14 protein-coding genes and 1 pseudogene are annotated in these 14779 nt (G+C 37.7%); 1 reads left to right on the top strand and 14 read right to left on the bottom strand.

Annotation, left to right across the window (positions count from 1 at the left end; all coding sequences use genetic code 11):
- Window positions 1-44: 44 nt before the first annotated feature.
- The 13 genes and pseudogenes from J7E66_RS12680 to J7E66_RS12615 form a co-directional block, all read right to left on the bottom strand.
- Complete coding sequence (locus J7E66_RS12680; RefSeq protein ID WP_215000452.1) at window positions 45-827, bottom strand: 2-keto-4-pentenoate hydratase; 783 nt, start codon at window positions 825-827, stop codon at window positions 45-47.
- Window positions 828-876: 49 nt separating this feature from the next.
- Window positions 877-1359: a flavin reductase family protein gene (locus J7E66_RS12675; protein ID WP_215000450.1), complete on the bottom strand. Its 483-nt coding sequence runs from the start codon at window positions 1357-1359 to the stop codon at window positions 877-879.
- Window positions 1360-1416: 57 nt separating this feature from the next.
- Complete coding sequence (locus tag J7E66_RS12670) at window positions 1417-2370, bottom strand: VOC family protein (RefSeq protein WP_215000448.1); 954 nt, start codon at window positions 2368-2370, stop codon at window positions 1417-1419.
- Between the two features lie 69 nt (window positions 2371-2439).
- A complete protein-coding gene (locus J7E66_RS12665; protein WP_215000446.1) occupies window positions 2440-3633 on the bottom strand; it encodes an acyl-CoA dehydrogenase family protein in 1194 nt (397 codons plus the stop codon).
- Window positions 3634-3690: 57 nt separating this feature from the next.
- The gene (locus J7E66_RS12660) at window positions 3691-4344 is read right to left on the bottom strand and encodes a GntR family transcriptional regulator (protein ID WP_215000444.1); all 654 of its coding nucleotides are present in this window, start codon (window positions 4342-4344) and stop codon (window positions 3691-3693) included.
- A gap of 139 nt (window positions 4345-4483) precedes the next feature.
- Window positions 4484-5329, bottom strand: coding sequence for an alpha/beta fold hydrolase (locus tag J7E66_RS12655; protein ID WP_215000442.1), 846 nt, complete (start codon window positions 5327-5329; stop codon window positions 4484-4486).
- Between the two features lie 227 nt (window positions 5330-5556).
- Window positions 5557-6813: an anaerobic sulfatase maturase gene (locus J7E66_RS12650; protein WP_215000440.1), complete on the bottom strand. Its 1257-nt coding sequence runs from the start codon at window positions 6811-6813 to the stop codon at window positions 5557-5559.
- A gap of 94 nt (window positions 6814-6907) precedes the next feature.
- The gene (locus tag J7E66_RS12645) at window positions 6908-9211 is read right to left on the bottom strand and encodes an arylsulfatase (RefSeq protein ID WP_215000438.1); all 2304 of its coding nucleotides are present in this window, start codon (window positions 9209-9211) and stop codon (window positions 6908-6910) included.
- A 71-nt stretch (window positions 9212-9282) separates the two neighbouring features.
- Window positions 9283-10110 (bottom strand): SDR family NAD(P)-dependent oxidoreductase, encoded by an 828-nt coding sequence (locus J7E66_RS12640; RefSeq protein ID WP_215000436.1) that lies wholly within the window; start codon window positions 10108-10110, stop codon window positions 9283-9285.
- 32 nt (window positions 10111-10142) lie between these two features.
- Window positions 10143-10895: pseudogene (locus tag J7E66_RS31735) on the bottom strand (SDR family NAD(P)-dependent oxidoreductase).
- An 86-nt stretch (window positions 10896-10981) separates the two neighbouring features.
- A complete protein-coding gene (locus J7E66_RS12625; RefSeq protein WP_215000432.1) occupies window positions 10982-12181 on the bottom strand; it encodes an MFS transporter in 1200 nt (399 codons plus the stop codon).
- 419 nt (window positions 12182-12600) lie between these two features.
- Entirely contained in the window at window positions 12601-13065 is a 465-nt protein-coding gene (locus tag J7E66_RS12620) for a flavin reductase family protein (protein ID WP_215000430.1), read from the bottom strand.
- A 19-nt stretch (window positions 13066-13084) separates the two neighbouring features.
- Window positions 13085-13741 carry a protein kinase family protein gene (locus tag J7E66_RS12615; RefSeq protein ID WP_215000429.1) on the bottom strand — a complete coding sequence of 219 codons (657 nt, stop codon included), beginning with the start codon at window positions 13739-13741 and terminating at the stop codon, window positions 13085-13087.
- A gap of 246 nt (window positions 13742-13987) precedes the next feature.
- Between J7E66_RS12615 and J7E66_RS12610 the strand changes: the two genes are divergently transcribed.
- The gene (locus J7E66_RS12610; RefSeq protein ID WP_215000427.1) at window positions 13988-14539 is read left to right on the top strand and encodes a GNAT family N-acetyltransferase; all 552 of its coding nucleotides are present in this window, start codon (window positions 13988-13990) and stop codon (window positions 14537-14539) included.
- 14 nt (window positions 14540-14553) lie between these two features.
- Here J7E66_RS12610 and J7E66_RS12605 read toward each other — a convergent pair whose 3' ends face one another.
- Window positions 14554-14754 carry a hypothetical protein gene (locus J7E66_RS12605; protein WP_168242806.1) on the bottom strand — a complete coding sequence of 67 codons (201 nt, stop codon included), beginning with the start codon at window positions 14752-14754 and terminating at the stop codon, window positions 14554-14556.
- Between the last annotated feature and the right edge of the window lie 25 nt (window positions 14755-14779).

The following is a 14779-nucleotide window of genomic DNA, read 5'->3' as shown; positions in this document are numbered from 1 at the left end:
ACAAGGAGTCTTTAAACATAATTTGTACTAGTGTTTTTTTATTTTCAACGGTTTTTTTTAAAACTCGCTGATACTGAACCCATATGTTCAAATTCTGCTGTGAATGTATCCCCATCCTCTATGACTATCGCCTTTGAAAGAGCTCCAGCAAGAATAACTTCACCAGCATATAGAGAGATACCGTAATTACCTAGGGCATTAGCAAGCCAGGCAACGGCTTGAGCAGGATTCCCCATTACAGCTGCACTTACAGCAGAGTCCAAAAATTCATTATTCCTAAACACATTCATGCCAATTTTGGTGAGGTCAAGTCTATCTATCTTAGCAGTTGTTTTGCCGATAACCGCCCCTGCTGAAGAGCCATTGTCTGCTACCGTATCTTCGAACTTGATTTGCCAGTCTCTAATCCGACTGTCAATAATTTCGAGTGCCGGTACAATGTAATCGGTCGCTTCGATGACGTCATTCATTGTTACTCCAGGACCCCTTAAATCTTTTTTTAAGACAAAGGCGATTTCGAATTCAATCTTTGGCTGGATGAACTGATTTAGTCCAATCGTCTCTCCATCCTCATAGATCATGTCATTAAGAAGGTGCCCATAATCAGGCTCGTTCACATTAAACATATCCTGCATCGCTTTACTTGTGAGACCGATTTTTTTCCCAACAATTACTGCACCTTTATCCACTTTATGATGAATTTGATGCAGCTGAATTTGGTAGGCTTCATCCACAGAAATTTCTTCTGTGGATGAAGTAAAGGGAGCAATCGGCTGTTTCTCACTTTCCGCTTCCATTAGTGCTGTAGCAGCTTTTTGAATATCCATTACCATTGCTCCTTTATGTCGATGCTATTAAAGCATGGTTGTGACTTTTTTAATTTGATGTAACAGTTGATTCCTCTAATAAGGTACGATAGCGTCCGCTATAAAAAAGAAGTGGTTCAGCATCTTCAAGCTTAATATCAGTCACCTTGCCGATAAAAAGGGTATGATCTCCTTCTACGTGCTCAGCAGATACTTCACAGGCAATTTGGGCGACGGCACCAGCTAATACTGGTTTCCCATCAAGACGATCAAAAATGACTTCCCGTGGCTCTTTTATTTGTCCAGCAAAAATCATTGAAAGTTCCTGTTGATCTGCAGCTAAAATATTGACTGAAAATGTTTGACTTTGTTTTATTTTCTCAAGGATTTTAGCTTTTTCCCCAATCGAGATTACAACTAGCTTTGGACTTAGTGACACGGACATGAAGGCATTTGCAGTCATTCCATGCACATCACCCTCGACATCTGTTGCAATAACGGTTACACCTGTTGCAAATTTCCCCATTGCGGTTCTAAATAATCGATCATCCATTCTTATGACCCCTTTCTGCTTTTCCGAATATGTTATCTTAAGTTATCTATTAATCTCTTATGCTTCGATCGTCGGATTGTTTTCTGGTAGTGTGTCCGTTTGGTCACCCCAGAAGGTAAAACCAACATCCATTTCATCCAAAGTCCACACGATAGGCTCCCAGTCTGGTTCAAAGATTAAATACCCATTAGTGAACAATTCCAAGCGGACTCCGCTGCCTGGATCGACAACGTAAATGTACATAGCTTGCGAAATACCGTGCTTACCAGGACCTTTAAACTTTATCCCATTTTCAGCTAAGATATCTGCCGCCCGAAGAAGATCTTGGGCATTATCAAGCCAGTAAGACAAATGGTGTATTTGATGTGTCGATGGTGAAAATGGATCATGGCTTACTGCGATATCATGCACCAATGGTGTGACACTTAACCAGGCACCAATTAAAGATTCATCTGGAGCTTGAACACATTCCCTCATTTTAAAACCTAGCTTTTCTATTAAATAATCAGAAATGACATTTGCCTTTAATGATGATAGGAGATTGACATGGTCTATTCTTCGTGGTGATACGCCTCGTGCCCATGATTTATAAGTCTGATTCTTTAATACCGACCGTTTGGACGGCTCTGCTAATGTTTTTTCCATGTCATAATAAATTTCAAAGCGATGCTCACTTGGTAATTGAAAGCGAATCGCTCTGCCTTGGCCCGCTTCTACACCAGCTTCAACCCAATTTACTTCTGTCCCTGCTTCCTTTAGCAACTGGGCAAATCCTTCAACATCTTCAGGTCGTTTTGACCGCCAGGCAATGTGGTCTACATACGACTTCTCACCTGCAGTAATTGAAAGCGTATGATGTTCAAAATCACCCCATGCACGTAGATAATGTGTTCCGTTAACTACCTCTGTTTCTTCAAGACCAATTAGTTCTTTAAAGAACCATAGTGATTTTTCAAGATCTGTTGATACTAAAGCAACGTGCCCTAATTTTGCGATTTCTGGTAAACTCATAGCTTATACCTCCCTATTTTCCTTAAATTTAATAATCCACACGTAACCGCTTACATTCATTTCGATTTGTTACACAAAATAAGTGTTCGGTTCTTGACCGCACAATACTCTTCCATACGTTTCAATTAAACTAGTTGGTGTGATAAACCCATGTAAATGCATGGTTAGGAAATCACGATAGACTCTTTGAATCGGATTTGTTTCGTAAGTAAACATAGATCCCACTCCAGCAACAAGCAGATCAATCGCTTCTTTACATAATTGGTTCAAATAACCAAAGTCTGCTTTTATTTTGACAATTTCATTTTTATCCAATACCTGTCCACGCTCGGCATAGGAATCAATTTTATCTACAGCTCGATAAAGATGCATCTCAGCTGAATCAATTTTCAGCTGCGCTTGGGCCACCTGGTGATGGGTTATAGGTGCTTCAGCTTGTTTGTTATAGAAGGTATTTCCTATCCCTGCCTTTGGAAGCCTTTCCATAAATAAATCCATTGCGGCCTTTGCGAGTCCCAACGCAGGTGCTACAATCGACAAGGTTAGCGAAGGTACAAAGGAAGACCTGTATAAGGCCACTTCTTTTAGCGGCTCAATGAGGTACTCGCCTTTACTTGCGAGACGATCTAATGAAACACGGTGATCTGGTACAAACACATTTTTAATATGACAGCTATTACTGCCCGATCCCTTTAAGCCCATTACATACCAGTCGTCAAGGACCTCTAATTCGTTGCGAGGAATAACCATAATGGCCATTTCTACGCCGCCGTTTTCATCGAAGATTGGAAACCCAAAGTAACACCAGTCAGCATGTGGACTTCCTGATACAAACGGCCACTGCGCTTCCTCGATAAAATAGCCGCCATCTACCTTTTTAATGTCACATTTAATTGGTTTAAAGTTCCCAGCTAATACGACATCTTCCCCTTTTTTGTAAATTTCGCTTAATGCTTTTTCTCCAAACGTATATGAAATCATATAATCCCTAATATTACTAAGTGCGACAAACCAGCCTGCCGACCCGTTTCCACGAGATATTTCAGTAACAACCTCTGTATAGGTACGCATATCCGTTTGATAACCGCCAAATAGATGTGGACGTAATACTTTTAACGTCCCTTCATTTTGCAAATCATCAATAATCGCTTTAGGTAAGGAATTAGTCTTTTCTATTTCTTCCCCATATTCACGTAATTTTGGAATCAGAGATCGGGCCTTTTCTACCAATTCTTTCTTTGTGTCCAACACGCTTTGTTCCATTCGAGTACCCCCCGCAATAATAGTGGTAGTTCCTTCTTTCATTATCCGTGGAAATTTTTAGTTAAACACACGTTTGTTTAAATCAATGTCCTGATATTTTTCTCCTACTAACTTAGCTACTCGCCGCATATGTTTTTCCATCAATCTTTTGGCCATTTTACTGTCCTTTTCTCGTAGACAATAAAAAATGATCCAATGCTCCGTTTGAGACTGTTTCCGACGTTCATCCGTGAATAATTCTTCCGGGTTTCCTACAAAATTAAGGTAGTCCCAAAGTGTCTTCGCGAGATTAAAGGTATAAGTTAACTTTGAGGCTTCATAAATGGTGCGATGAAAATCGATATTTAAGCTAGAGTATTCATCAGCAGATAACCCAGTATTATCCATTTTTATTAAGATTTCTTCCAAAAAACAAAATTCTTCTTCGTTTAGATTTAATGCAGCCTGCTCTGTCATTAATGCATCTAAATTGGCACAAACCAATAATCGTTCTAAAACATCTTCTGGGTCAGGTCTTTTTACGAAGACACCAACCTGGGGAATAATTGTGAGAAATCCTTCCTGCTCAAGTTTAGATAATGCCTTGTGGACGGGTGTCCGGCTCATATTTAGTTTTTCGGTAATCTCATTCACATTTATCGAGGTTTCTGGTTCCCAGATTCCTTCAATGATTAATCTTTTAATGTAGCGATAAGCCTTATCAATTTTCATATCATACACCTGCTATTTTCTAGGATTAGTTACCCCTATAATATTTCAATTCGCTAGCGAGTGTCTATTGTCACTTTAGGATATACTAGATTTTATCCTAATCTACTATAATGAAGATCAAGGGTGTATTAGTTTTAGTTTATAGGTCACCATTGAAAAAATCCGATGTTAATTTGATAAATCTTTCTTTTTGTTCGACTTGCGCCCAATGTCCACAGCGCTTAAAGACATGCAGCTGTGCATTGGGCAAATAGTCCATTACATATAGGCTGCTTTGGAGTGGTACAAAACGGTCCCCATGTCCGTGAATTAGTAAAATAGAATGGTCCATCTGTTTCAGTGCTGAAGGAGGGATAAGCATATCCGACAAATGTGATTTCGAGAAATTCTCCTCATATGATCTGCGAACTTCGGGCTTTAAAAATAGCTCTAATCGCTCAGACACAATGTTCTCCAATTCATCTTCAAGGATGCTTTTATCAAATAAGAACCAGCTTAATAAATTTTTGAATGCAACTGGATCTGGGTCTTTATGGAAGTTTGCTAGTTTTGCAAGTTCTGGAGTTGGTTCTGTTAAACCGCCGCCAGCCCCCATCAATACTACTTTATCAAATCGATCCGGTGCATACATGAGAAGATGAAGGGCAATGACACCACCGAGGGAATTCCCAACTAAGTTGGCCTTTTCAACCCCTAAATTATCCATTAATGTTAACACTTGCTTGAGTCTCTCGTTCATCCATTCCACACCATTTTTCGGATAGATCTCAGGATGATCGGTATTGCCAAAACCGAAAATATCAAGTGCCACTACGTGAAATTTCTCCTTAAAATGTGGTAATATATGCTGCCAGTTTGATTTAGCACTTACCCCTGGTCCGCTTCCATGAAGAAAGATGATTGTTTCAGAGGAGTTGTCACCACCTTCATGGATAAAGGTTTGATAATTTCCTGTTTGAACCTTCTTTGTTTCAACTGCTGTCATATTCGTTACCCTCACTTTGTAAAAATAATTTTAAAGTTTCATTGATTCTCTTCACTGAAATTCTAGTACGGGGTATCCACTACATTTATAGTGGTTAAATTGGTAATAAAAGCGCTTTCTTTAACTAACTATAATTTTACCTTTGTTCATTTGACTTTGTCAATAAATTCTGAATACTTTTTTAAAATCTAAATAGTTTTATAATCACCGAGGGAATTATTTAAATATCACCCTTTTATGATTAGAGGTCTTTTAATAACTTCCATTATTTCAGACGCTGGTAAGCCGTTTTCAATCAGTTGAACCATTACTTTCATATATCGATGAATATGGTTAAAATATTTTTTATATCCAGCACACAAATAGTTTAATCCTTGCTCACCATCAAGAGTTTGAAGAAAGCGGTGTTTTGGACACTCTCCGTTACACGCAAAACGTACTTCACATGTTTTGCAGTAATTCGGAAGAGAGGATTTTTTATTTTCCCCAAATGCTCTTTGTTTGTTAGATTCAATCATTTCAACAAATGTATTGTCGAAAATATTCCCCAGTTGGTATTCAGGATACATAAAATGATCACACGAATACACATCTCCATTGTGTTCAACCATCGCAGCCCTTCCACAAGTTTCTGCAAATATACAAGTTGTTGATGGGAGTCCAAGCCAAGAGGTAAGAGCTTGTTCAAAATTCATAACAAGAATTTTTCCTACATCCTTTCTTACCCACTCTTCAAAAATAGTGATAAGAAAGTCACCATACTTCTCTGCTTCTACCGTCCAAGTGGAAACAGCTTGCTGTGCTTCTTCCTGATTTACGGAAGGTGGTGTGGCATGTCGAAGCCCAATTTTTTTGGCTTCCATATCTGGCATTCGTTCAACAATAGGAATGAATTGAATGAACTCTACTCCTTCCTCTTTAAAGAAATGATAGATTTCAAGAGGATACTTAGAAGAATACTTTGTCACACAGACTAACACATTAAAATTCACCTTATATTTTTTTAATAGACGCAAAGCTTTCTGAACCTTATGGAATGTTGGTTTCCCTCCACGGTCAACTCTATATTCATTATGAATGTATTCCGGACCATCAAGACTAAGGCCTACAAGGAATTTATGTTTTGCCAGAAATTGACACCATTCTTCATTTAAAAGTGTACCATTCGTTTGCAGAGAGTTGGTGATTCTTTTCCCGCTGCCGTACTTCTTTTGCAATTCAATCACTTTCTTATAAAAATCAAGACCCATTAAGGTGGGTTCCCCCCCCTGCCAAACGAACGGAATTTCATTAACATCTTGCGATTTTATGTATTGCTGAATAAACTCCTCTAACGTTTCATCTGACATCCGAAAACGACTTTTTTCGGAAAAGAAAGCTTCTTTCTCTGTATAAAAACAATAATGGCAATCAAGATTACAAATTGGACCTGATGGTTTGGCTAGAATATGAAATCCTTTTGTTTGTTCATAGGTTTTCTCCATTTTTATTCTCCTTCGTTTCTTAGAATATAAGCCAGTAACCCCTTGGCACTGGCTTATATTTCTTTCTTTATTTACTTAATCTCATTTCATTTTTCTACTTCAATTCATAGACGACTTTTTCAATCTCTCCTGAAAATTCGAACGTTCCTTCATTTTGGTAGGCTGGGCTTACAGAATAGAGTGTATCCTTACCGATATCCAATCCTTCGAAGGAAATTTTATATTGATGTGTTTTGTCAATACTACCTTCTCCGACTTTCTGTCCATTAATATATAGACTTCCAATACCTTTGTTGGCTTCAGTTTTACTAAACTCAAACCGGATTGCTGATTTTCCTACAGGCACATCTTCTTTCGATTCAATTCGATAAACAGCATTTCCCATGTTGTATTCATAAACTAGCTTGTTATTTTTTATATATAATGTATAACCACTCTCATAACCTCCTAAAGCAACGAGGACGCCATCATCGGTTGCGCTGTCACGTTCAATTGGGACCGTGATGGAATAGGTACGGTTAATAATGAATGGTGAAGCTGACTCTGATAAACGGGACATTCCTGGGTAAAATGTAAAGGTATTTCTTGCACGGATGGAATCCGCAGGGATAGTTAAAAAACCTTCTCCAGCGATATCTGTCATTGGATATACTCCATATTTCCTTGCCTCCTTCTCCCATAACTTCTTCAGTTCATTTACCTTTTCTGGGAATTTTGCCGAAAGGTCATTTGTTTCAGAAAAGTCTTCTGCTACATGGTAAAGCTGCCAGATATCCTTTTCATAAGGGTCTCCTTTCTTATGGAGTGTTAACGCTTTCCAACCGTCATGATATATGGCCCGCTGCCCGTTATTTTCAAAATACTGTGTTTTCTTTCCTAATGATTTGGAACTTTTAAATGAATCGGCAAAACTCTTGCCTTGAAGGCCCATTTGCTTTACTCCCTTTATCTCCTTAGGTATATCAATTCCTAATACATCATAAACAGTGGGAGTGATATCACTTACATGTACATACTGATTGCGAATCGCTCCTTTATCTTTAATCACCTTTGGATAATAAACAATCAGCGGTGTATGAATTCCTGCTTCAAAGGTTGTAGCTTTATAGAATTTAAAAGGGGTATTACTTACTTGAGCCCAGCCAGTAGGAGATTCTGCTCCTGCTCGTTCACTTCCTATATCGTCGATATGCTTAACAACATCTTCTATTTTTTCAGGTACATCGTTATATGGGAGTGTATGATTAATCGATCCTGTATTTTTCCCCATGGAGCTGGTACCGTTGTCTGATAAGAAGACAATCATTGTATTTTCCAATTCCCCGACGGCGCGTAATTTCTCAATAAAGCGGCCAATTTGCTCATCGGTATGCGTCAAAAAGCCTGCGTATGTTTCTTGGAAACGGATAAACGCCTTTTTCTCATCATTAGTAAGTTGCTCCCACGGCTTAACTCCTGGGTTAAGTCCAGGTAATTTAGTGTCTTTTGGAATAATCCCTAATTGTTTCTGCTTATTAAACCTTTCTTCCCGAATTTTATCCCAGCCTTTGTCATATACCCCTTTATACATATCGATATATTTCTTTGGAACTTGAACTGGTTGGTGCTGTGCACCAAAAGATAAGTATAGGAAAAATGGTTTTTCTGGATTCACTGAAGATTGGTCGGTTACATATTGATTGGCTCGATCCACTATATCCTCAGAGAAATGATAGTTTTCCTTCTTAGGTACATCAACCGGACTGTTATCCTGTATTAATTCTGGTCTATATTGATCACCAGAGTCCTCAAGAAAACCGTAGAAGCGGTCAAAGCCTTTGCCTAACGGCCAATTTTCATAAGGGCCAGCAGGAGTTACTTGGTGGGAAGGGGATAAGTGCCATTTCCCTAATGCGTAATTATTGTAGCTATTTTCACTAAGAACTTCAGCAATTGTTCCCGCTTCCGGATAGATTCTGCCACGTTTGTTTTCAAATTCAGGGCCCATATCAAAATTGGCTACTGTTGACATTCCTATATCATGTGGATTCCGTCCTGTAAGTAAAGCTGCACGGGTTGGTGAACACACCGGCGTTACATGCGAATTGTTATAACGAAGTCCGTTTTCCGCTAACCAATCTAAGTTAGGCGTTTTGACTTCGGATCCATAGCTTCCAATATCAGAAAAACCAGAATCGTCTAAGACAATATACACAATATTTGGTTTAGGTGATTCCTCACCTTCTTTTTGCTGGCTTTTTTGTTTTTGTTCATTTGTTTTCTGCTTTAAAACCTCTGCTTTTACTTCCTGACCAGTAATATTTTTATAGGAACACCCTGAAAGTAGTGCTAATGCAGAAGCTACCGTTGTCAGCTTTTGAAATGGTAACTTATTAAATACTTTTAAACCTTTATCCAATGTATCTCCTCCTCCTCAAATCTTTCATAGTCACAAATATAGAGATGCTTTTCAACTAATAACCAAATCTATCATTTATTAACCTGTTTATTTTCATCGGATGACAGGAAGGTAGAATTATGGGATATGATGTTACCCATGCCGCCACCAACATAGATTTTCTGTCCTGTCACAAAGTCCGATAATCCTGAGCCTAAAAATAAGCATACACCAGCAATATCCTCAGCTGTCCCCATTCTTTGCATCGGAACTTCTTTTTTGGCAAGTGCTGTTGTAAATTGATCTCGTTCAGGACCAGGCGGCATTAATTCGTCCCAAAATGGAGTCATTATTGGTCCTGGTGAAATGACGTTAACATGTATTCCAAGCGGAGCAAGTTCAAAGGCAAGATTATGAGTAAGACTCTCTACTGCACCCTTGGCAGCATGATAATGCAGGACAACCGTATAAGCATTAAATGCTCCCATGGAGGAGAAATTAACGATTTTTCCGTATTTTTGTTTTTTCATGTACGGTAAAATTTCCATGATTGGATTAAGGGTACCATTAAGATTTAACTTCATAGTTCTGTCCCAATCATTCATATTTATATTTTCACTGCTTCCGTTGGCACCAAAGGTACCTCCTGCACAATTTACTAAAATATCAATTCTGCCAAATTCCTTCATCGCCTGATCCACTGTTGCTTTAATCGTCAATTGATTAGTGACATCGACCTGATTATAGGCACGCGCTTGTCCGCCGCCTGTTTGGATGTTATTCGCAACAATACAGGCAGCATCAAAATCCAAATCGGCAATGACTACAGTCGCGCCTTGCTCGGCGAATTTTTTTGATGTTGCTTCTCCCATACCTTTAGCTCCACCAGTTATGACGGCTATTTTATCTTTTAACAGCATTTTAAATCCCCCTTTGCTTTATAGATTGAGCTCTATATTCCCCTTACACCGCCATCAGATACAATGGAGGTACCTGTCATATAGGACGATTCATCAGAAACCATGAACAAAATTGTTTTTGCTTGTTCTTCTGGTGTGGACATTCTACCCATTGGGATGATTTTTTCCATATGTGGTGTATTTGGGTTATCGGCAATCATTTCCGTATAGACCACACCCGGCAATAAGCAATTCACCCTAATCCCTTTTCCGGCATATTCAGCAGCTACTACCTTTGACATATGGGTAATTCCTGCTTTAACAAAACTATACAGGGCATGAGTAGGCAGTACACTGACGGCAGCTAAAGAGGTCACATTGACAATGTTTCCAGAAGACTGTTTTTCCATATGTGGGAGGACCAACTGCATGGCACGAAAATAAGAAAACGCATCAAGTGCAACGAATTCATACCAATCACTGTTTGTTAATTCAATGAATGGCTTTTCAATTATTCACCCTGCATTATTGATAAGAATATCAATTTGACCAAATTCCTTTAATGTACTTTCTACTAAATTTATAATTTGTTCTTCGTTCGTCATATCTTTCTGTACGAAAATCGCCTCTCCTCCCTGGCTATTGATAGAATCAACGATTCTTTCTCCGTTTTCCCTTCTTCTTCCAACCACTACAACTTTTGCACCCTCAGCAGCAAATAATTTAGCGGTTGCTTCGCCAATTCCGGAGGTACTACCAGTTACAATCGCAACTTTATTTTGTAGTCTTAGTAATGAATTCCTCATCATACGTCCCCTCTCAAAAAGTAATTTTTATCATATAAAAAGCTAAAATGATGAATTCTGCACTCACCATTTTAGCTTTTTGATTGTTATTGACTTAAAGTAGCCTCAATATCCCTTTTCGGTTTCATTACCGAAATGGCCCAAATGAGAGCTAACAGAACTAATCCAATCGCACTAACTGCTAATGGGAATCTACCTATATCTTGATTAAATATATTTTGAATCACTTGAAATCCAAAAGGCCCTAAAATCCCTCCAATACCTTGCCCTGCAACAACTAAACCTACACTAGAAGGAGCACCGACTGGAGTTAACTCAGAAACCCTAGTAAATACTCCTGGAATGCCAATTCCCATTGCAAAACCACCGAATACACTTCCAATTAAGATCATTGTTAGAGTTGGAGAGTAGTAACAGATGGCCATTCCAACACCGGTCATTAAAACAGCAAGCGGTAAATACATGGTTGGAAGTTTGTGTTTTATCTTCCCAAAAAGGAAACCAGCTATTAAAGTACCAAAGGTAAAGATGGATATAGCCAAACCAGCTTCTGTGGCATTACCTAATTTATTCGCTTGGATGACAACTGAAATATTTACTACATAGCCAAAAATAAGCGCTGAATAAAAGACCTGTCCGAGACTTACCCAATAGATTGCTTTTGGCAATTTAATCTTTACGACTGCCTGATTACTATCGACTTTAGATACCTGTTTCTTCTCAGGCTCGGGTAGGTAAAGGATTGTAATCGCAAGAATCCAAATAGGGAACAAGTAGGTTAGGAAACCATAATGCCAACCATAAGCATCCGCTAAGATCCCTCCAACTAATTGGAAGAAAATAGCTCCGATACACGCAATTGTTGAGGTACCAAATCCAATCAAGAAATCTCTTTCTCTGCCTTCAAAGAAATCTGTAATTACATCTACTGACAACGGCATGGTAATCCCGACACCTAAACCTAAAATCCCCCTCATTGCAATAATCACCCAGAGGTTATCAATAAAGGTTGGAAGGATACCCCCGATGATGAAAAGGCTTAAGCCGACAAACAAAAGTGTTCTCTTCTTGAACATTTTGGAAAGTTTACCATAAAAGAGAGCAGGAACAATTTGTATTAATCCTGGAAAAGTAGCAACTAACATAACAATTGTGGGGTCATATTGTGGAAATGCCTTAATGATGTCAGCCATTATTGACCCTGCTACCCCTGCAGCAACATCTTGGAAAGCAAGAATAACAACCAAAAACTTAAGAAAATTTCTGCTGATGGTCTTTACTGCCATTGTTAAACCTCCCATAACATTTCATAAATGTTTTGAAACAGATAATGAATCCGCTTTCAAAATAAAACAAAAATTTCGAGCAGTTTGTTTTGTTGGCCATCAAAACAACAGAACTAAAATTTTAATTTTACGTTTATTACTTTTTAAATTGTATAAAACGGTAAAAAAAGCGCTTTCTTTTACTAACTGTAATTCTACATACCCAATAAATACTTGTCAATATATTCTAAATATTATTTATTTTTAGAATTAGAGTCGTTATTTCGCGAAAACACTAAAAAATGCCCTGAAAATTTCAGGGCATTTTTTACATATCGTTATCAAGTAAAATTTTACTGATAATCTTTGCTTATCGAGTCTATTTTATATAATCTTTTCAAAAATTAGTAAAAAACTAACCAATCTGCTTAACCCACCAATTACTCCTCTGCTAACAATCGATATTTTCCACTAAAATAGATTAATGGATCAGAATCTTCAACTTTAAGATTGGTTACTCTGCCAATAAAAAGTGTGTGATCACCTTCATCATGCTCCGCTGATACTTCGCAAACAATTTGAGCAGTTGCTCTTGGTAAAACAGGTATACCCTCGAGGCGGTCAAACACAATTTCTTGTTGATTTTTCAACTGTCCCGCGAAAATCATTGATAATTCTTGTTGATCTGCCGCAAGTATATTGACTGAAAAGCTTTTACTTTGTTTTATTTTTTCAAGCATTTGTGCTTTTTCAGCAATTGAGATTACGACAAGTTTAGGATTTAGAGAAACAGACATGAATGCATTCGCAGTCATTCCATGGACATTTCCAGCCACTTCCGTTGCGACCACCGTTACCCCTGTTGCAAACTTTCCCATTGCGTTTCGAAATTGACGATCATCCATAATTTCACCTCGCTAATTTTTATTTTTCTTTATTGCTTTTTTTCAAACGACGATACATCCGATATCCTTTTCGCACCGCATCGACGATAAAAAATGGGATTGGCGGATGATATTTATATATATATGGTAAATAAATCTTGTAATAAGCTTTTTTTAAATCTTTCCATTTTTTGCAGTACCCTTGTTTATAAAAATCAGAAATATCAACAATATAACCTCTCCCCTCAAACATGACGACATTCTTGCCATGAACATCATAGGGATTTAATCCAACTGACCTCGCATAATCCAAACCTGAATCAATATCGTTTATGACAGCTTCAGGGATTGGAACTCCCTTTACCACAGCATCAAACAAGGTCATACCGTTAAGCTTTTTTAGGATTAAATAATTTTCACCATAATCATAAAGTGAAGAATAACTTTTATGGTTTCCTAACCTCTTGTAAACATCAATTTCTTTTTTAAGCTCCTCGGGACTTCTACCATAAACTTTTACCACCCACTCTGGATGAGCATCAAGTGTAAAGACCCCAGCATAATTGCCGCGCCCGATCGTTTTCCATAACGGTGACATATTTTTTACAATGATAGGGTCAAACGGACTGTCAGACGTTAATTGTATTCTTGGTAATAATTCTGTTTCTATTAAATTTATATACTCTGCTTTTTGCATTTGCACACCTTCTAATCTATTAGGCATTCATTTTTTGAATAGGGTCAATCTAAGAAATGATTTTCTCCACACATCTTACCATTATGTAAGATAAAATGTTCAAAAAATTTATTCAAAATTTAATGGAAATTTCTTATAAGCCATTATACACTATTAGTTAACAGTAAAATTTAGTATTCATTTGGAAATCCCCTTTTACCACTCTTGTTGAGTATACGGGTAAAGGGATAAATAGAGAGGGTTGCCATGACTTTTCCCATTTTAAATACGAAAAGACTTAAATTAATTGAATTAACACATCAGCATGTTGATTATCTATACGAGATTTTATCATTAGAAGAAGTGACCCGTTTTTATGGAACAAATCGTTTTACTTTACCTGTCGAAGCTTCAAGATTAATTGATATGTTTCATAAAAACCTGGTTGATAAACGTGGGATCCGCTGGGGTATCAAATTAAAGGAAAATCAAAGGATCATCGGCACTGTTGGTCTTAATGGTTTACATCTAAAAAATAAGCGTGCAGAAATTGGTTATGAGCTTCATCCCGACTATTGGAGGATGGGCTATGGTTCAGAGGCGATTAAAGAAGTGATCCGCTTTAGTTTTAATCAATTGGATTTATTTCGAATCGGAGCTATAGTTTACCCTGAAAATGTGTCATCCATAAATTTACTAATTAAGCTAGGTTTCTCGAAGGAAGGATTACTACGAGGGTATATCAATCAAAATGAGCAATTTCATGATACGTTTGTATTATCATTATTAAAACCAGAATGGAAGAAAAGCCAGGTTTAATATCCTGGCTTTTCTTATTCCTGAAAGTATTCCTTCATTGCTTTAGCGTTTTTTACTTCCGTATTATGATAATACGGATTATTTTCTGAAGCATCTTTTGGGTCAAGATTTGTTTTAATAACTAACATTGGCGAAGGAGAGCTTTCAGCGATAATTCTGTCATTTAATTGTTCAAAATCAGGCATATTTTTATTTCCAGGCTGTCTCGGTTCCATAGTAACACCTCCTTAAAATAGCTTG

It is taken from the genome of Bacillus sp. ISL-7 (genome assembly GCF_018613065.1).
This window is presented reverse-complemented; position numbering and strand designations above follow the sequence as displayed.

Bases quoted from the DNA above. Each gene is read 5' to 3' on its own strand.
- J7E66_RS12680 (WP_215000452.1), bottom strand. From the start codon at position 827: ATGGATATTCAAAAAGCTGCTACAGCACTAATGGAAGCGGAAAGTGAG.
- J7E66_RS12675 (WP_215000450.1), bottom strand. From the start codon at position 1,359: ATGGATGATCGATTATTTAGAACCGCAATGGGGAAATTTGCAACAGGT.
- J7E66_RS12670 (WP_215000448.1), bottom strand. From the start codon at position 2,370: ATGAGTTTACCAGAAATCGCAAAATTAGGGCACGTTGCTTTAGTATCA.
- J7E66_RS12665 (WP_215000446.1), bottom strand. From the start codon at position 3,633: ATGGAACAAAGCGTGTTGGACACAAAGAAAGAATTGGTAGAAAAGGCC.
- J7E66_RS12660 (WP_215000444.1), bottom strand. From the start codon at position 4,344: ATGAAAATTGATAAGGCTTATCGCTACATTAAAAGATTAATCATTGAA.
- J7E66_RS12655 (WP_215000442.1), bottom strand. From the start codon at position 5,329: ATGACAGCAGTTGAAACAAAGAAGGTTCAAACAGGAAATTATCAAACC.
- J7E66_RS12650 (WP_215000440.1), bottom strand. From the start codon at position 6,813: ATGGAGAAAACCTATGAACAAACAAAAGGATTTCATATTCTAGCCAAA.
- J7E66_RS12640 (WP_215000436.1), bottom strand. From the start codon at position 10,110: ATGCTGTTAAAAGATAAAATAGCCGTCATAACTGGTGGAGCTAAAGGT.
- J7E66_RS12625 (WP_215000432.1), bottom strand. From the start codon at position 12,181: ATGGCAGTAAAGACCATCAGCAGAAATTTTCTTAAGTTTTTGGTTGTT.
- J7E66_RS12620 (WP_215000430.1), bottom strand. From the start codon at position 13,065: ATGGATGATCGTCAATTTCGAAACGCAATGGGAAAGTTTGCAACAGGG.
- J7E66_RS12615 (WP_215000429.1), bottom strand. From the start codon at position 13,741: ATGCAAAAAGCAGAGTATATAAATTTAATAGAAACAGAATTATTACCA.
- J7E66_RS12610 (WP_215000427.1), top strand. From the start codon at position 13,988: ATGACTTTTCCCATTTTAAATACGAAAAGACTTAAATTAATTGAATTA.
- J7E66_RS12605 (WP_168242806.1), bottom strand. From the start codon at position 14,754: ATGGAACCGAGACAGCCTGGAAATAAAAATATGCCTGATTTTGAACAA.